This is a genomic window from Litchfieldella anticariensis FP35 = DSM 16096 (assembly GCF_000409775.1).
Lineage (GTDB): Bacteria > Pseudomonadota > Gammaproteobacteria > Pseudomonadales > Halomonadaceae > Litchfieldella > Litchfieldella anticariensis.
In genome coordinates this window covers 341,111-358,461 of record NZ_KE332377.1, presented here as the reverse complement: position 1 = coordinate 358,461, position 17,351 = coordinate 341,111, and the positions used below count along the sequence as shown (strand labels likewise).

The window sequence follows — 17,351 nt, the reverse complement described above, 5'->3', positions numbered from 1 at the left end:
ATCAGACTCCCGGTAGCGCGGCGACCACCATGATCTCGACCTTCCATTCGGGCTTGGCCAGCTTGGCTTCGACAGCGGCACGCACCGGCGGTCGCCCCGGCACCACCCACGCGTCCCAGGCAGCGTTCATGTCATTGAATTCGGCCATGTCGCTAACCCAGATCTGTGCCGATAGCAGATGGTCCTTGGCCGTTCCGGCGCCCGCCAGTAAGCGATCGATAGTGGCAAGTACCTGTTCAGTCTGACCACGCATATCGGCATCGGTGTCATGCGGAACTTGTCCGGCCAGATAGACGGTACCGTTGTGAACCGTGACCTGACTCATGCGGTTGTTGGCGTCAGTATAGGTAATGGTCATGTGGCCGATTCCTCAGTTGGGAAATGAATAAGCGCGGCGAAACCCTTCGAGGAACGCCGCCAGGTTGTGCCCCAGGCTGTCAGTGGGGTAACCCCCTTCCTGTACCAGCACCACGGGGGTCGAGAGTTGCCCCAGGCGCTCGCCGACACGGGTGAAATCCTCGGTCTCGAGTTTCAAGCCGGCCAGCGGATCGTCCTTGTGGGCATCCAATCCCAAGGCCACTACGACCGCCATGGGGGAGAAATCGTCGAGACGGTTCAACAGGGTTTCGAGCGCGGACATGAAGTCGGCCCCGGCACTGCCCAGTGGCAGCGGCAGGTTGACGTTGGTACCCAATCCCTGGCCGATACCGCATTCGTCCGCCCCTCCCCAGAAGAAGGGATAAAATTCGGAAGGATCGGCGTGCAACGAGCCGGTCCACACATCGCCACGGGCATAGAAGATGTCCTGGGTGCCGTTGCCGTGATGCAAGTCCACATCGACGATAGCGACCCGTTCGTGTTCTTCACGCAGCACCGTAGCAGCAAGTGCTGAATTGTTCAGGAAACAGAACCCTCCGGCACGTTCCGGTCCGGCATGGTGCCCCGGCGGGCGGCACAATGCGTAAGCCACGTTCTCTCCATTCAGCACCGCTTGCGCCGCCGCCTGAGCCGTCGCCGCACTGGCCAGAATGCCGGTGAAGCTGTCGGCCCCGATTGGACAGGCCATGTCGTGCAGGTGCCAGCCGGTCTGCCCGACCGGATGTGTCGGATAATGATGGCCACCACCGCAAGGATGTACATTGGGCGCCACCAGTTCAGAGGCACCCGGCAACTCTCGCCAGCGTGCGTGAATGGTCTCGAGGAAGGTCAGGTAACGCGGCGTATGGATTCGTGCCAGGCGTTCACGCAACAAAGGGGTGTCGAGCGTCGCCGGTGCACTCAGTTCCATCCCCAGACCGTGAATGGCGGCACGCAAACGCTCGGCGCGCTCCGGGCGTTCTGGAGACGGTGCCGGCACGCCTCTCAACAGGAACGTCGCCGGGGCATGGGCATCCTGGGATTCGCTATAGAATAGCTTCATGGCAATGGGCTCCTACAGCGTTAGTGAAGTAGCGACGGAATCCAGGTCGACAATATCGGAAACGCTGCCAACAATACGATCACGGCAATGAACGACAGGTAGAACGGTAGCGAAGCGAGAATCGCGCGTTCATACGGCACCTGGGCGATACGTGCCGCCGTCATCAAGGTCATTCCCACCGGTGGCGTGACATTGGAAATGTTCAATACCACGATCATCAGGATAGCGAAGTGCAGGGGGTCGAAGCCGAGCTGGATCATCGCCGGCACGATCACCGGTGCCACGACCACCAGCGCCGGCAGCACATCCATCACGGTGCCGATGAGAATCAGCAGCAGGCACACCAGCATCAGTTGCACGAACGCCGCATCACTGAACGTGGTGATGATCGACGCCGCATCACGGGCGATGCCCGACCGGGTGACGAACCAGCCTAGCACTGCCGAGGTCGCGAGCAGAAAGAACACCACCCCCGAGAAGCGCACCGTCACCACCAAGGCATGCCAGACATTGGCGAGCGTCAGGTTACGGTAGAAGAAGAATCCTATCAGCAGCGCATAGACCGCCGCGAAACCGGATGCTTCGGTAATGGTGGTCAGCCCGGACAGGATACCGCCGAGGATGATCAGCGGTACGATCAGTGCCGGCAGTGCCGCCAGGAAGGAGAAGATCGCGACCTTGAAGGGAATCGGCGCCTGCTTGGGATAGCCTCGGCGCCAGGCGATGACCATGCTGGTGACCAATAGCGCTGCCGCCATCAGGATCCCCGGAATGATGCCACCGGCAAACAGGTCGATGACCGATATGTCGCGCAGCAAGGACGCATAGACCACCATCACCACACTGGGCGGAATGATGGGGCCAATGATCGACGAGCAGGCAGTGATGGCAGCGGCATATTCGGCGTCGTAGCCCTGCCTCTTCATTTCGGGAATCATCAGCTTGCCAATGGCGACGGTATCGGTGATCGCCGCGCCGGTCAGCCCGGCAAAGAACACCGATACCGTCACGTTGACATGCGACAGCGCACCACGAATCCGACCGAACAAGGCATTGTTGAAGGTGATCAGTTTCTGGGTCAGCCCGCCCTGGTTCATCAATTCCGCGGTGAAGATGAAATATGGCACCGCAATCAACAGAAAGCCCGATACACCAGAGAACATGCGATCGGCAATGATGCCCAGCATGCGTTCGCCGCCAAGGGCGAAGCCACCCGCCAGCCCCGACATGGCCATCACAACGGCCACCGGCGCACCGATCAACAACAGCACCACGAAGACGATGATTGCCGAGGTCATGAGCGCTCCTCCTCCATGTCGGTGGTCTCGATCATCTCGTCGATGAATTCATCCTCGTCGACGAAATGCTCCAGCAGCGCGAAGCCGTGCGCGAGATGAAACAAGATGATCACGCCACTGACCGGCACCACGATCGCGGTGAAGCGATTGGAGAGCTGGATGTTGTCCGAGATCATGTACAGCTGGGTGGCATTCAGGAAATAGCCCCAGCCATACCAGACCAGCATGATCGCAAACAGGGCGATGACCGCCAGGCAGACAGCAGCCGCCACCTTGATCAGCGCCTTGGGCAGGCTTCTGACCAACAGCGTCATGGCGACATGCTCGCCATAGCGCAAGGAAATGGTCATGGAAAGGAAGCCGATCCACGGCAGGAAGATGCGCGCAAGGGAATAGGTCCAGCTAAGCGCACTGCCGGTCATCAGCTTGTAGAGGAAACCGGTGAAGGAAATGCCCAGCATGGCCAGGATACAGGCCACGGAGAGCACGATGGCTACCTGATTGATGCCATCGCTCAGGCGACGCAGGGGGGCGAGAAGCGACATGGCGAGATACCGGAGAAGGTCGTGTAATGTCTCGGCAACACGCCAACCTTACTGACGTATCGCCGAGATCGTGACATCGGCAGAGAGGCTTACTGGCCCCAGATAGACCGACTGACCCAGTCATTGGCCATAATGCTGGAAGTCTTGGGTGGCGACTTCTTCTCCGACGCGCTCGACTTCTGCCAGCAGGTCATCGACACGCTGCGCGTCCATGCCGAAGTCCTGGACGATCCATTCCCGCCAGGCGGGACGAGCGATTTCCGCCATCTGCTGACGTTCACTCGGGGGCATGATGTAGCACTCCTCGAAGCGCTCGCAGGACTCTTCCCAGCTCGCCGTGGCCAGGGCACCGGACATCCCGTGGCTCATGGCAATGGCTTCCCTCGCCGAAGTGACGATGGCCTGCTGGTGCTCTTGCGGCAGTTCCTGATACCAGGACTCGCTGACTACCCACGGGGCGCTGTTGTAAACGTGCCCGGTCAAGGTGGTGTAATTGGTGACCGCATCGAAGTTGAAGGTGGTGTTGAGCACCGGCGCATTGAACTGGCCATCCGCCAACCCGGTTTCCAGCGCCGTGATCAACTCACCCCAGGGCAAGGGGGTAGCCGAAGCCCCCAGCGAACGCATGATCGCCACATGCGCCGGGTTTTCCTCGGTACGGATGTTGAGCCCTTCCAGATCCTCCACGGTGCGGATCAAATGCTCGTTGTTGGTGAAGGCCACGAAGCCGCCCCCGTCATCGAAGGTGCCCAGGTAGCGCATGTTGGCTTCCTCGATGGTCCCGGACATGAAGTCGGCGAACCATTCCCCATCGAAGAAGGCCCAGGCCTGTCGCCAGTTGTTGAACAGGAAGGGCGCCGTGACGAGCTGGTAGTCGTCGTAGAAGGATGACATTGCCCCGGCCGACATGATGGTCGACTGCAGCGTGCGCCCACCCTGCACTTCGGAACCGTTCTCGACCTCGGACCCGAGCTGCCCGCCACCGAAGAGCGACACCTCGACGTCACCGTCGGTACGGGTTTCCACCAGGTTCTTGAAATGCACCAGGGCCGGGTAGATCGCGTTGTTGCTCATGCTTTCCGGCAACTGTGTGGCAATGACCATTTCATAGGACTGTGCCTGGACCTGGGTGGCGGCAAACGCCAGCGGCAAGGCCGCCAATGCCAGTGTCTTGGGCAAAACCGATTTCATGCTCATGATCCCTTCCCTTCTTTTGTTTTTGGGAGTGCAGACGACAACTTACGCCTATTCCTATCAGGCTATGACGCCAGTCTCGGAGCTGCTTGCCCATGACTACGAAAGATTTGCCCCAGGCTCAGCACTGTGCCGTATCCAGGGAACTCAACAGGAAGGGGGTCGTTCAGTTCGCAGCACGGCGATCTGCCAGGGGGGACATCTTGAAACGTCGGAGGTAGGCACGCGAGAAGCTGCCCTGGTCGCGAAAGCCGACCAGCGAGGCGATCTGCCCCAGTGCCAGGTCGGTGTGCCGAACCAGGGAGAAGGCGTGATCGAGCCGGCGGCCCTGCACGTAACCCAATGGCGTCGTACCCGTCACGTCGCGAAAGCATGCATGGAAATGACCAGCGCTCAGTGCGCATAGACTGGCCAGGGTCTCGACACGAATCTCGTCAGCCAGATGAGCATCGATATACGCATCGATCCGCGACAGATCGATGCGGCGTCGATGCCGCACACCAACCGGCGAACCGAGCATATCGGCGGGCAGACGCTCATCATGGAGCCCCAGATAGATCGCACGCAGGATCAGTGTGGCAATTTCACTTTGCAGTTCGGGAAAGTGCTCGACTTGCTGCATCAATGAATCGGCGAGCCGATTCAGCTTCGGTGACACGCTGAAAAAGCACGGTCGCGCGAAAAGCCGGTTGATTTCATCGCCACAGGAGAGGACCGGCAGGCTGGCCAACGGCACATCCAGCACCAGCGTGCGGTTGCGGTCATCTCCCTTGTATTCGTGATGATAAGTGGTCGGGATCAGACAGCCCCGCTCACTGGTTACGAACTCGCCACGGCCTTCGATACTTAGCTCCGTGCACCCCGACGTCGCCAGGATCAGTTGGTGAAAGCCGTGCTCATGCGAAATATGCTGTCGTGTCAGGGTGCAGGCACGCAGATGGAAGAATGACATGGCGTATGGAGTTTTCCGGTGTCATTGTTATCTTTTGTACCCTTTCACCATACGCCAGCCAGCGGCCGATGCCAATTGGGGCGCTAGCAGCGCCCTTTTTTCGCCTGCCCCGGAGGACAGAATCCACCGCGGCGTCTTTCGTAGTAATGATCATGGTCCCAATCGTCATCATCGTAGTAGTAGCGGCGACTGTGGTGAGAGTGACCACCGTGACCATCGATTTCGATCAGCGGTTCCGGCGTGATCCGGGCGGGACTGTAACTACAGCCGGCCATCAACAGCACGCTGCTAAACGCAACGAGTAAGGTAATCAGCCGTATGGAACGTTTCATCAATGAATGCCTCACGAGGATCATGGAAATAACTCCTGTCCCCTGCGCTTCCCATCGGTTGCCTTCTTATGTGCCGTGTCAGGCAGCGTGCCTCAAGGCACCGGGCAATTCGAACAGTGTTTTTTTACAGTATATTCGCATGCTGGAAAACTACCCAGCACACAATGCGCAATAATTGCGCAATTTCACTTCCCTTCCGACAAACCCCCTCTTTAACCATCAAGGGCACGCCACTGGCATGCCCTCGTGCAGGTCAGGCCACATGAAACTTGACCTCAGCAATTGCCTTTCTTGGCTTGGCCAGGTGGGCAAAAGCCGCCACCGTGATGCCCACCACGGTCATCATCGATCACGATCAGCGGTTCGGACTTGATACGCGCCGGCTGATAGCTGCAGCCAGCGATGAGCAGCGCTGACAACAGCGCAACGCTCAGAACTAGTAGGGGCTTATACATGAATGATCCTTTTCGCTTTGATTATAGACTTTCGTGCTATGCAGGTAGTCTATTCATTCTAGCGAATGGGGGGGCTCAGCGAAAATGTCTCCAGATAGCGACTGCTTACTGTTGAGCGCTTGAATAGGTGTCCTCCGTACCTAAGACATGGTCGTCATCGCTCTAGCGTACCCACCAATAGCGCACCACATGGAAGAAAATGGGAGCCGCAAAACACACTGAATCCAAGCGGTCGAGCATACCGCCGTGGCCTTCGATCATGTGCCCCCAGTCCTTCACGCCACGATCGCGCTTGATTGCCGACATCACAAGTCCACCGAAGAATCCCAGCAGGTTGATGAGCAACGCGATCAGGCCGGCCTGCCAGGGGGTGAACGGGGTGATCCACCAGAGTGCTGCTCCAATCAGGGTCGCCAAGGCAAGGCCTCCGACGAAGCCTTCGACGGTTTTCGAGGGTGACAGGTTCGGTGCGATCTTGCGCTTGCCGAACAGCTTGCCGCAAACGTACTGCAGCACATCGGAAAGCTGCACGACGATCACCAAATAAGCGATCAACAGCAGGTGGCGGCCTTCGAAACCGGGAATATCGAGGGTCATCAAGGCGGGGACGAAAGAGATGCAGAATACCGCCAGCATCAATCCCCACTGAACTTTTGACGCCCGTTCCAGAAAGCGTGTGGTATCGCCTCCCAGCGAAGCCAGGGTCGGCAGCAATAGAAACACATATACCGGAATGAAGATCGAGAACATGCCGTACCAGTTGAAGGCGATCAGCAGGTATTGCACCGGCAGGACGGCGTAGAACGCAGCAACCAGTGCTGGATAATCGCTGTGCCGGGTCGGTGTCAGGGTAATGAACTCGCGCAGGGCATAGAACGACACGCCGTAGAACAGCAGGATCACCGCCGTTTGGCCAAGCAGGAATGCTGAGCCGATGACCGCCACCATTACCCACCACGCGTTGATTCGCGCATTGAGGTTGTCGATCACCGCGTTCGAATCGGGTCCGGCCCGCCACTTCAGCACGAAGCCTACCAGCGAGGCCAGCACTAGTAAGCCGCCAATGCCGGCGAAGAGCATCACGGTATGCTGGTCCATGTCAGATTTCCTCCTTTGGTGCCAGTTCCAGCAACGCCTGGCTCAGGCGGTCGAGAAATGCCTCTTTGCTTTCGTCTTCCCCGACCGTCAGCGGTGCACCAAAGCTAACGGTGCACAGCAAGGGCAGTGGCAGGACCTTTCCCTTGGGCATCACCCGCTTGAGGTTGTCGATCCACACTGGCACCAACTCGACCTGTGGATGGGCCTTGGACAGGTGATAGATGCCGCTCTTGAATGGCAGAAGCTTCACTTCATCATCGAGATTGCGAGTGCCTTCCGGAAACAGAATCAACGAGTCTCCCGCCGATAAGGCCTCGAACATCGGCTCCAGTGGATTGCGACTGGGATCAGTGCGCTGGCGATCGATCAGGACACCCTTGAATACCTTGTCGATCAAGAAGCGGCGTAACGTTCCCTTGCCCCAGTAGTCGGCACCGGCCACCGGCCGGGCATGTTTGCGCAGTGCTGGCGGCAGAGAGGCCCACAGCAGGACGAAATCACCGTGGCTGGCATGGTTGGCATAATAGATGCGCTGTCTTGCTATCGGCGTAGTGCCCAGCCATAAGCTACGCATCCCGGTGACGGCTCGGGCGCCGGCAATGACGCTATAGGCGACGAGGGTTTCTAGCATGGAGCTTCTCTTCTTATTGACTAGTAGATACGAGTAAGGATTGGCTCACCACATATCCCTATTCCTTGGCCGATTGTTTCTCTACCTCCGCCAGGCCCTGCCGAACACGGTTGTGCAAGGTGGCCAGCAGCAGTACGGCGATCACAATCAGCAGCCAATCGATCCAGTCCAGTGGTAACCAGCCGGTGGCGACGCCCGCTCCCAGTACACCGAAGCACAGCGCCCGGTCGCTCTTGCCCATCGGTCCATCGTAACGACGCGAAGCGCCAATCATCGGCCCGAGCGCTCCGGCATACTCACTGATTATCGCGAGCGCTACCACCAGCCCCACCCATAGCGAGTTCACCCCCGGTAGCAGGGCGAACGGCAGATACAGTGCGCTATCGGCGATGACATCGGTGAGCTCATTGAGGTAAGCGCCCAATCGGCTCTTCTGACCGAATTCACGGGCGAGCATGCCGTCGATGGCGTTGAACGCCATGCGCAACAACATCCAGAGGGGGATTAGGGCATATAGCCAATGATGACTGGCAAAGCCTGCAACGAGAGCCGCGACCAGAAGTGAACCTAGACAAGCACCCACGGTGACTTGGTTGGCCGTAACCCCCTTTTCGAACAGGCGCCGAACGCTGGAGCGCAGAAGGTTCTGGAAACGCGGCTTGAGTCGATAGACGGAGATCATGGAAACGTTTTCCCTGCATCTTGTTATTTACCACGGCGAAGGCATCGTGCCCTCATCGATGTACTCTTGGGTTTGCTCGAGATACCAATTCGGATCGCCTTCGGCCTCTTCGCCATACGCCGACTCGACGATTGGCGCGTGGAAGTCCTGGCTGCGATCGCTGCACTCGCTGCACCAGGCCTGCCACCATACGTAGACCTCGCCCTGACCGGAGAAACCGACGATCAGGTCATGCTCGTACTTCGATGGCGGATACTCGCGATACCACCGGCGTAGCAAGGCATCCGTGTCCGGCAACTCCAGGTCGATCTCGTAGAACGTCTGGGTGCGGTAGGAGAACCAGCGCGCCTGCATCGACTGGGGGGCGGCTACAGGGTGTGCCAAGATGGCGGTTTTTCCACCGGTAGGCGGCCGGATGTCGAACCCTCCTCCCAAATTTCCGACCGGTGACGACCATGAGTGATCGAAGGTCAGTTCTTCTACCCATACCGGCCACCCGGTAGGGCCGCCGTTGGCACCGAGTGAAAACTTATAGCGCCTGGGCTCCGCCTCGCAAGCGGTGAGTACTAGCAGCAGCGCCAGCAGCCCCAGCCGGGAAACATATCGCCATGGCTTAGGCATCCTGCACCTCCCGTACCGGTAGGTACGAATGGTGCGATACGTTGGGATACACCTGGCGCACACCGGAAGGCTCCGGCGCATGGCTTTCCTTGCGGTGCGAGACGGACGAGCTGCCAGTTTGCTTCAATGCATCAGTCATATCATTGCCACGGCGAGGGAATTATCCCCTCATCCACCCGCCGCTGAGTTTGGCTGCGAAAGGTGGATGGATCGCCTTCAGACTCTTCGCCATACACCGACTCGACGATTGGCGCGTGGAAGTCCCGGCTGCGATCGCTGCACTCGCTGCACCAGGCCTGCCACCATACGAGCACTTCACCCTCGCCGGAGAAGCCAACGATCAAGTCATGCTCGTACTTCGGCGGCGGGTACTCGCGGTACCACTGGCGTAACAAGGCCTCCGTATCCGGCAGTTCCAGGTCGATTTCGTAAAACGTCTGGGTGCGGTAGGAGAACCAGCGAGCCTGCATCGACTGGGGGGCGACTACAGGGTGTGCCAATACGTTGAATGATCCGCTGCGTGGAGGACGATGCTCGAAGCCGGCGCTTAAATTTCCCACTGGCGTCTCCCACGTATGATCGAAGGTCAGTTTCTCAACCCATACCGGCCATCCGCGTGGCCCACCAACCGGCTGTACGACAAACTCATAACGCCTGGGCTCCGCCTCGCAGGCGGTGAACACCAGCAGCAGAGCCAGCAGCCCCAGCCGGGAAACATATCGCCATGTCTTAAGCATCCTGCACCTCCCGTGCTGGAAGGTACGAATGGCGCGACACGTTGGGATACACCTGGCGAACACCGGTAGGCTCCGGCGCATGCGCCAGGCTCTCTTGGTGGTGCGAGACGGACGTGTTGCCGGCTTGCTTCAATGCGTCAGTCATATCATTGCCACGGCGAGGGCATCACGCCCTCATCGATATATTCCTGGGTTCGGTTGCGATAGCGGACCGGGTCACCCTCAGCCTCTTCGCCATACGCCGACTCGACGATCGGCGCGTGAAAGTCCTGGCTGCGATCGCTGCACTCACTGCACCAGGCCTGCCACCATACGTAGACCTCCCCCTTGCCGGAGAAGCCGACAAGCAGGTCATGCTCGTACTTCGGCGGCGGATACTCGCGGTACCACTGGCGTAACAAGGCCTCCGTATCCGGCAGTTCCAGGTCGATTTCGTAAAACGTCTGGGTGCGGTAGGAGAACCAGCGCGCCTGCATCGACTTAGGAGCAGGCACCGGGTGCGCCAATATATTGGCTGAGCCACTGCGAGGGGGACGAATATCGAACCCTCCCCCTAGATTACCCATTGGCGATGACCATGTGTGATCGAAGGTCAGTTCTTCTACCCAGACCGGCCACCCGGTGGGGCCACCGTTGGCACCGAGCGCGAATTCATAACGCTGGGGCTCTGCCTCGCAGGCGGTGAGTACTAGCAGCAGAGCCAGCAGCCCCAGCCGGAAAACATATCGCCATGGCTTAAGCATCCTGCACCTCCCGTGCCGGCAGGTACGAACGGCGCGACACGTTGGGATACACCTGGCGCACACCGGAAGGCTCCGGCGCATGCGGCAAGCTCTCTTGGCGGTGCGAGGTATGGATATAACCAGCGAAGCGCTCGCGCGACACGTCGAGCATCCATGGCCGCTTGCGCCGCATGCCTTCCCGTTCCCAGGCGTCGATGATCGCCTGCAGCTCGGCGGGGATGGCATGGTCCGGGTCGGCATCATCCATATCTCGTAGCGGTACACGCATTTGCTGCGCTTCCCGATGCATCTGGTGCAAGGCGTAGATGGCCAGCTCCTTGCGTGTGGCACGCCGTTCGATCTCGACCACGTCCGGGTACTCCACGCGAATGGTCAAGCCGCGCTTCTCAGCATCCATCTGGGCCAGGCGGATGGTGCGTTCGTTGAGCCCCAGCCCTCCTCGACGCCGCACGATAAACTCTTCGTAATTGGCGAAGTCCACCTCGGGGTTCTCGTAGCCGCCACCCACGTCAGCATGCACGCCGGGCAGGGCGAGTTCGGCGAAGTTGCCGGGATGATTACCCAGGGCATCGGCAATGCTGCTGAGCGGGAAGTTGTGGCGAATCTCGTGATGGGCGGTCAGATGCACGACCCGCCGCGCGCTGCCCGGCGCCATGTACAGGTCGAAATCGCCGTCGTCATCGTTGCCGGGCCAGTAGAAGCTGCCCACGGTATCGAACAGCCCCACGAAGCGCACCTGCCGGTCGGCGAGCGGCATGTCTGGGAAGCCCAGGATATGGCGGGCCGGGATATGCGATGTTGGCGTACGGGGGTAGGCATCCGGTATCGACATAAAGTCCGGCCAGCGGTGAATCAGATTGACGAAGTGCCGCGCCAGCGCCGCGCCACGGCTGAAGCCGAACACATCGAACACCACCTCGGCGCCCTCGTTGGCCTTGAGTATCCGGCGAACACGCTGCAAGGCCAGCTCGATCCGCGCATGGCCACCTTCCGCGCCGAGGCCAAGCGCCAGGCCGATGGTGCTTTCGGGAGCCACGAAGCCATCCTCGCCCTCAAGGCCGGTGATGGTGCCCACGCCGTGAATATAAACGCGATGGTAATCGCCATCGTCGCCGTCGTAGCGGTACAGGTCACGCAGCTTGGCCACATTGGTGATATCGCGATCGGTCAGGCGCCGGTCGTTGGCCATATTGTTGCCGGTACCATCGAAGAACACCCCGATTTGCAAGGTGCGCGTCTCCTCAGAAGGTTCGGGAACCACTGGCTCCGGCGTGCGCTTGGGGAGTGGTGCAGATGCCGGGCGGGTCACCCCCCAGCTGCCGACGCGCTGAGCCGCCACTTCGCCCGGGCCCAGGCCGCGCGCATTGAGGCGTGGGAGTTTCGATTCCACTAGGTGTTGGGCGCCCATCTCTGTCAACCCAAAGGAGCGCGCCCGCCACTGCTGGCCGTCCCATTCGACCAAGGGGCTGGAGAGGCGTTCGAAACCGTTGTTGAGGACGAGGTACAAGTCTCCATCGGCCACCGCCTCGATGATGCGTTTGATCATCGTGCGGTCGTCCACATAAGAGTAGCGGCTACCGCCAGCCTTTTCATAGAGTTGGCTGAGCGCTTCCCTGCTGATGTAACGCATCCCCGACAGCTCACGCTCGACCTTGCTTTTGGCAAAGACAGGCGATTCGATGAAGGGCAAGTCGACGTCCTTGACGTCCCAGCGTCGCTTGAGATCCATGATCATCCCTGACGTACTTATGTGCAGCGTGCTTTTGAATAATCTTTATTAGCTTATCTTTTCCCACGCTCTGGACAATAGCCAATTTCCTACAACGCAATGGCTAATGACGCATAACACGGCGCTGTGTGCGAGGTGCTGATACGCCTATGCTTCACGCTGCCCGTCGATTTATACAGCGCTTCCTTGGAGGGTGTTCACAAATGATCGGGACGGTTGGCCACGGCGGTCATCATTCCCCATAGCCAACTAACCTTGTAACGCTCGACCTTGACGTCTGAAAACTCCGCATCGACAAGCAGTTCGCAAAGTTCATCGCTGCGATAGGTGCGGAAATGCCCAGCATCGAAGATTCGCAGAAACGCATCGCAAACGCGGCACGTCAGGTAGTCGTCGCACCAGTCGACGATAACCAAACGTCCTCCTGATTTCAGGACCCGGCGCATCTCCTGCAAGGCACGCTGAGGCTCACGGATGTAGTGGAAGACACTAGTCGATACCACGGCATCGAACGTCGCGTCACCAAAGGGCAAGTCTTCGGCGGACGCTTCTTTCAGTTCGACATCCGTGCCGAGACGGCGACGGGCGATCGCCAGCATTTCGTTGGAGAGGTCGATACCGGCCAACCGTACTCCTGGTATTTCACGTGCCAACTCGGCCAGCAGCACCCCGGTTCCACAGCCGATGTCAAGCACGCTATCGCCTGCGGCCAGCAGCAGACTACGACGTGCCTCTCTGACCGACGCGTCGATATAAGTTTTCCAGCGGATGTCGTAATGCGGTGCCAGTTTCGCGTACTCGTGGCGCAGGGAATCGTATCGATGTTGCGTCATGGACGAGTCCCGTGGTCAGTACAAGCTGAGAAACGGCAGGATCGATAACGCCAACACCAGGACGGCGGCCACGGTGAAGAAAAGAAAACGTATCGGGTGTCGCGTCAATGAGCGCCATAGTGTCGGCGCCCTGCCCTGTGCCTCCAATTCGGCGAACTCCCGGCGAACGCGGGCAGAGAGTTCGGTTTGGTATTCATCCAGCACTGCCCTGGCAGCCGCCGCCTGGGACTCGTCCGAGAGCCAAATGGCGGCAACCGACAATCGCCAGCGCCCGGCACTGGTCTCGTAGAAATCGAAGTGGTGGTCGCGCAGCAACTGCCGGACGTCTTCGGCCTCTTCCTCCGGCACATCGCTGAGCTTGAACAGTAATACCGCCATCGGCACCCTCGGGCTTGGGTTTATGGTGCCGATGCTATCCCGGATGCCATACCAACGCTAACCGTTCATGATACCGACCTGCCCCATATCAGGACTTCGCGCAGCTCGGCATCCATCTCCAACAGAGCAGAATCCACTTCGGCGCCCAGGCCATCCAGTATCTTGGTCAAGAAGGCTCGTCCCGCTGCCACCGCGACGATATCGAATATCTCGTCGTCAGCGAAGCCGTGCGAGTGCAGCCGGTCGACGTCGCTGGCAGTCACGTTGCTGGCATCGTGTGCCACCTGACGCGCAAACGCCATCATTGCCCGCTCCGCTGCGGTCAGTGGGTTTGGCTCGGTATCATCGACGATGGCCTGAACACTTTCCGTGCCGAGCAACTCCGCCAGTGCCTTGCCATGGGCTAGTGAGCAATAGGCGTTTCCCAGAGCCTGGGCAGCGGCAAGCGTCACCAATTCAAAACGCCGGGGTTCGACATGGCGTCGAATGGCTGCCAGCAAGGCCGCCCATCTTGCCAAGACTTCGGGCCGATGGCAGAAGATCCTGGCGTAGTTGGGCAAGTACCCGAAGTGAGCCTGCTGACGCTGGTACATCTCGAGCAACTCACCCGAGGCTTGCTCAGGCGGAATGGTGTGGATGAAGGACATTGCGACTCCCCTCGTTCGGATTGAGAATTCATGCCATCGATGACTGCCTTTGGCATCTGAGAATCCGTCATGCCCGAGGAAGCAACCGTGGTAGTCAGCGTGGTTTTTTACCCTCTAGCTATACTGTGAAATGTTCTTTCACACGGCGTAGGCGATGAGTGCGCTAACCCTCAACTTCCTTGGCGATCTCGAAGTGGTACGTGATGGCCAAGTGTTGCCCCTTCCCCCTTCCAAGAAGACCCGCGCACTGCTGGCCTACCTCGCGCTGCACACACGCCCTCTCAGTCGTGAGCATCTGTGTGACTTACTGTGGGAATTGCCTGACGACCCTCGTGGATCACTGCGCTGGAGCTTGTCGAAGCTACGCCGGCTGGTGGATGAGCCGGGCCGCACGCGTATCGTCGCTGACCGGCTCTGTGCGGGAATCGATACCACAGATATCGACATCGATGTCATGACCCTGCGGACCTTGGTCGAGCAAGGCGTGGAACAGGCTTCCACCGAGGCGCTGGAAACGGCGGCAAGACGCTATCGGGGCCCTTTTCTGGAAGGCCTCGATCTGTCGAGATTCCACGATTTTCATAGTTGGTGCCTGGCTGAGCGAGAGCAGGCTTCTCGAATCCAAACGACGCTGCTAGCGGCACTGATTCAGCGCCTGGTGGATACACCCGATCGAGCCTTGCCCCACGCCCACTCCCACGTACGACTGGCACCCTATGACGAGACGGTGCGCGCCAGGTTGATCCGATTGTTGTTGGCCCTGAACCGCCGCGAGGAGGCCGAAAAGCAATATCAGTTGGGCATTCGTATGCTAAAGGAAGCAGGCGTTGCCCCCACAGGAGAGCTCCATCATACGTGGCGTCACTCAACCAGACGAACGGTCTCGGCGCCACACCCGCCTCTTGCCGCCGACCACGCGGCCCACCTCGATGACGACGTGCGAGACGTGCTGCACTGGGCCGCCGTTCTCACTCCTTGTCTCGATGCCGCCTGGCTTGGCCGCGTCACCAGGCTGGATGCCGATCGTATCGGCGAAGCCCTTGAGACAGCCGAGCGACTGAACCTGCTGGAGACCATCGAACATGGGCTGCGTTTTTCCGACGAGCGGCTGGCCCAGCACACTTACCAGGAGATCGCGCCGGTTCGGCGCCAGCTCATGCATCGCCGGATTGCCGAAATACTGATTCAGGACCCCGCTCTTGATCTCGAACACACGGCCGATCTGGAGCACCATGCCCAGTTGAGTGGTGACCCGTTGCTGGCGGCCCAAGCCATGGTCGTCGCCGGCCACCTTTGTCTACGCTTCTTCGCCAACGAAGAAGCCCTGCGCTTCGCCCACAAGGGCATCGACATGGCCGAACGCCTGTCCGGTACCCGGCGCGTGCGCCTACTCCTGGAACTGCGCGACGTGATGCTCAGCGCCGCCCCGGTGGATGACTGGAAAGCCACCGCTGAAGAACTGGTGACGCTGGCCGAATGTGCGCTGGAACACGGTGCCCTTGCCCATGCCCGACTCGGCTATCAATTGGCCAGTCACGTACGCTGGGCCCATGGCCAGTGGGCGGACGCACGCGAAGAGGCACTCCAGTCCGAACGGGTGACACGCAGCGCCGACGATAGTGAGCAGATCATCGCCATGGCAGAGACGGCGAAGTGCCTGGCCATGCTGGAACGCGACCTGGACCAGGCGGAAGCCATGCTAGCGGAAGCGCAAACGCTTGCCGCGAGGCAACGGATCAATCATCCCGCCATCCCCATGGCTCTTGGGCTGTTGGAATTTCATGACAACCGCTTGGGCGCCGCCGAAGAGCATTTCAAGGAGGCGCGCACCTTATGCAAGGCCAGCGGAGACCGTCTAAGTGAGTTTCAGGCCAATGAGTACCTGATGATGATCGACTTCGTGCGCGCCCATTATGACTCGGCCCGAGCACGCTGCGCCGCACTGATGGAGATTGGCGCCAAGCTTCGCGACGGTAGCGAGGCGCCGTTTGCACACGCTGCCCACGGCCTATGCCTCTATGCCGTCGAAGATGACCCGGTTTCGCTTGCCGCCTCGTTGGAAGACCTGCGCAACGCCGATGCCAAGCACCGTCTAGCCTACCTACTGACCCATGCGGCACTGCTGGACATGCAGCGAGGCCGCCTGAACGATGCTGTGACGCATGCGGAAGAGGCACTGGCGCATGCGCAGATCTTGGAACGCAACACCGAACTGATGCTGGCCCATCATGTGCTCGCCGAGGCCTATCGGACGACCGGAGATTTCGCCGCCCACCAACGACATATGTCGGCCGTGGCCGAATTCGATCAGGCACCGGTCGCCCAATGGGCCCGGTGCCTCACCTCTCGCCTGGTGGACGGTACCGAGCAAGGGAAAGAAGCATGATCGATGTCTTTCTCGAACGACACTTCGAAACGCCTCTGACTGCGGACACCATGATCGCGGTCATGCAGCACATCGGCGGTTGCTTCGACCTGCATCGGGTCACTTGGCAAGGCAGCCTGCTGGCGAAAGACGGTCGGCGCATGGTCTGCCGTTTCCAGTCTCCCGATGCGGAATCGACGAGGACAGCCCTGCGTCAACTGGGATCGGACGTCGACATGCAGGCCATCCTGCAACGGCTTGGCGCTGGGGGGAATCACTTGTGGCCTGGTACGGTGCATGACGCTCCGGGCCTGACGCCAGAGGTCCTGGCCGTTGCCAACGTGCTGGTGGAACGCTCCTTTTCGCGACGCGTCAGCCTCGAGCAAGTGCAGGCCCTCGAGGACGCCGGATCGGCATGCCTGCAAAATCATCGGGTACGGTTCGTGCGTACTTACTTCTCGCTGGATGGCAAGCGAATGATCTGCCTCTACCAGGCGCCCGACGCCGAGTCGGTTCGCCTGGCCCAGCATCAGGCCGGTATGCCAATGGATCGTGTCTGGGCTTTCCAGCCGATCCTTCCCGGCGACAACGCTCGCGTTTAACACTCCCGCTGAAATACCACGTCCGCTTCCACGCTGGGTTCAACGTGTGGGGCGCATGCTCGTGCCTGACCGCTTCGGAAACCCTCCGC

At 59.8% G+C, this 17,351-nt stretch carries 21 protein-coding genes; 2 read left to right on the top strand and 19 right to left on the bottom strand.

What is annotated here, in order from left to right; all coding sequences use genetic code 11:
• Position 1: 1 nt before the first annotated feature.
• The 19 genes from L861_RS01715 to L861_RS01630 form a co-directional block, all read right to left on the bottom strand.
• Entirely contained in the window at positions 2 to 358 is a 357-nt protein-coding gene (locus L861_RS01715) for a RidA family protein (protein ID WP_016414807.1), read from the bottom strand.
• A gap of 12 nt (positions 359 to 370) precedes the next feature.
• Complete coding sequence (locus L861_RS01710; RefSeq protein WP_016414806.1) at positions 371 to 1,420, bottom strand: histone deacetylase family protein; 1,050 nt, start codon at positions 1,418 to 1,420, stop codon at positions 371 to 373.
• A 20-nt stretch (positions 1,421 to 1,440) separates the two neighbouring features.
• A complete protein-coding gene (locus L861_RS01705) occupies positions 1,441 to 2,718 on the bottom strand; it encodes a TRAP transporter large permease (protein ID WP_016414805.1) in 1,278 nt (425 codons plus the stop codon).
• Entirely contained in the window at positions 2,715 to 3,263 is a 549-nt protein-coding gene (locus L861_RS01700) for a TRAP transporter small permease (protein WP_016414804.1), read from the bottom strand. Before L861_RS01700 ends, L861_RS01705 begins: the two co-directional genes overlap by 4 nt.
• Positions 3,264 to 3,383: 120 nt before the next feature.
• Entirely contained in the window at positions 3,384 to 4,460 is a 1,077-nt protein-coding gene (dctP, locus tag L861_RS01695) for a TRAP transporter substrate-binding protein DctP (protein ID WP_016414803.1), read from the bottom strand.
• A gap of 163 nt (positions 4,461 to 4,623) precedes the next feature.
• Complete coding sequence (locus L861_RS01690) at positions 4,624 to 5,409, bottom strand: AraC family transcriptional regulator (RefSeq protein ID WP_016414802.1); 786 nt, start codon at positions 5,407 to 5,409, stop codon at positions 4,624 to 4,626.
• Positions 5,410 to 5,492: 83 nt separating this feature from the next.
• Positions 5,493 to 5,741 (bottom strand): hypothetical protein, encoded by a 249-nt coding sequence (locus L861_RS01685; RefSeq protein WP_051149282.1) that lies wholly within the window; start codon positions 5,739 to 5,741, stop codon positions 5,493 to 5,495.
• A 275-nt stretch (positions 5,742 to 6,016) separates the two neighbouring features.
• Positions 6,017 to 6,196, bottom strand: a complete 180-nt coding sequence (locus L861_RS01680; protein WP_016414800.1) for a hypothetical protein — start codon at positions 6,194 to 6,196, stop codon at positions 6,017 to 6,019.
• A 162-nt stretch (positions 6,197 to 6,358) separates the two neighbouring features.
• Positions 6,359 to 7,294, bottom strand: coding sequence for a phosphatidate cytidylyltransferase (locus L861_RS01675; RefSeq protein ID WP_016414799.1), 936 nt, complete (start codon positions 7,292 to 7,294; stop codon positions 6,359 to 6,361).
• A gap of 1 nt (position 7,295) precedes the next feature.
• Positions 7,296 to 7,925 (bottom strand): lysophospholipid acyltransferase family protein, encoded by a 630-nt coding sequence (locus L861_RS01670; RefSeq protein WP_016414798.1) that lies wholly within the window; start codon positions 7,923 to 7,925, stop codon positions 7,296 to 7,298.
• A gap of 58 nt (positions 7,926 to 7,983) precedes the next feature.
• Entirely contained in the window at positions 7,984 to 8,607 is a 624-nt protein-coding gene (locus L861_RS01665; RefSeq protein WP_016414797.1) for a CDP-alcohol phosphatidyltransferase family protein, read from the bottom strand.
• A 27-nt stretch (positions 8,608 to 8,634) separates the two neighbouring features.
• Entirely contained in the window at positions 8,635 to 9,228 is a 594-nt protein-coding gene (locus tag L861_RS01660) for a DUF2931 family protein (RefSeq protein WP_016414796.1), read from the bottom strand.
• Positions 9,221 to 9,367: a hypothetical protein gene (locus tag L861_RS24655; protein WP_016414795.1), complete on the bottom strand. Its 147-nt coding sequence runs from the start codon at positions 9,365 to 9,367 to the stop codon at positions 9,221 to 9,223. The genes L861_RS01660 and L861_RS24655 overlap by 8 nt, the downstream gene beginning before the upstream one ends.
• 1 nt (position 9,368) lies before the next feature.
• The gene (locus L861_RS01655) at positions 9,369 to 9,965 is read right to left on the bottom strand and encodes a DUF2931 family protein (protein WP_016414794.1); all 597 of its coding nucleotides are present in this window, start codon (positions 9,963 to 9,965) and stop codon (positions 9,369 to 9,371) included.
• 146 nt (positions 9,966 to 10,111) lie between these two features.
• On the bottom strand, positions 10,112 to 10,708 hold the full coding sequence (locus tag L861_RS01650) for a DUF2931 family protein (protein ID WP_016414793.1): 597 nt from the start codon (positions 10,706 to 10,708) through the stop codon (positions 10,112 to 10,114).
• Positions 10,701 to 12,437 (bottom strand): T6SS phospholipase effector Tle1-like catalytic domain-containing protein, encoded by a 1,737-nt coding sequence (locus tag L861_RS23445; protein ID WP_016414792.1) that lies wholly within the window; start codon positions 12,435 to 12,437, stop codon positions 10,701 to 10,703. Before L861_RS23445 ends, L861_RS01650 begins: the two co-directional genes overlap by 8 nt.
• Before the next feature lie 197 nt (positions 12,438 to 12,634).
• Positions 12,635 to 13,270 carry a class I SAM-dependent methyltransferase gene (locus L861_RS01640; protein WP_016414791.1) on the bottom strand — a complete coding sequence of 212 codons (636 nt, stop codon included), beginning with the start codon at positions 13,268 to 13,270 and terminating at the stop codon, positions 12,635 to 12,637.
• A gap of 15 nt (positions 13,271 to 13,285) precedes the next feature.
• Positions 13,286 to 13,648, bottom strand: a complete 363-nt coding sequence (locus L861_RS01635; RefSeq protein WP_016414790.1) for a DUF6164 family protein — start codon at positions 13,646 to 13,648, stop codon at positions 13,286 to 13,288.
• 65 nt (positions 13,649 to 13,713) lie between these two features.
• Positions 13,714 to 14,295 carry a carboxymuconolactone decarboxylase family protein gene (locus tag L861_RS01630; protein ID WP_016414789.1) on the bottom strand — a complete coding sequence of 194 codons (582 nt, stop codon included), beginning with the start codon at positions 14,293 to 14,295 and terminating at the stop codon, positions 13,714 to 13,716.
• A gap of 154 nt (positions 14,296 to 14,449) precedes the next feature.
• On the opposite strand from L861_RS01630, the gene L861_RS23440 reads away from it, so the two are divergent.
• Both L861_RS23440 and L861_RS01620 read left to right on the top strand, forming a co-directional pair.
• Positions 14,450 to 16,681 (top strand): ATP-binding protein, encoded by a 2,232-nt coding sequence (locus L861_RS23440; RefSeq protein ID WP_016414788.1) that lies wholly within the window; start codon positions 14,450 to 14,452, stop codon positions 16,679 to 16,681.
• A complete protein-coding gene (locus L861_RS01620; protein WP_016414787.1) occupies positions 16,678 to 17,262 on the top strand; it encodes a DUF4242 domain-containing protein in 585 nt (194 codons plus the stop codon). Before L861_RS23440 ends, L861_RS01620 begins: the two co-directional genes overlap by 4 nt.
• Positions 17,263 to 17,351: the final 89 nt, after the last annotated feature.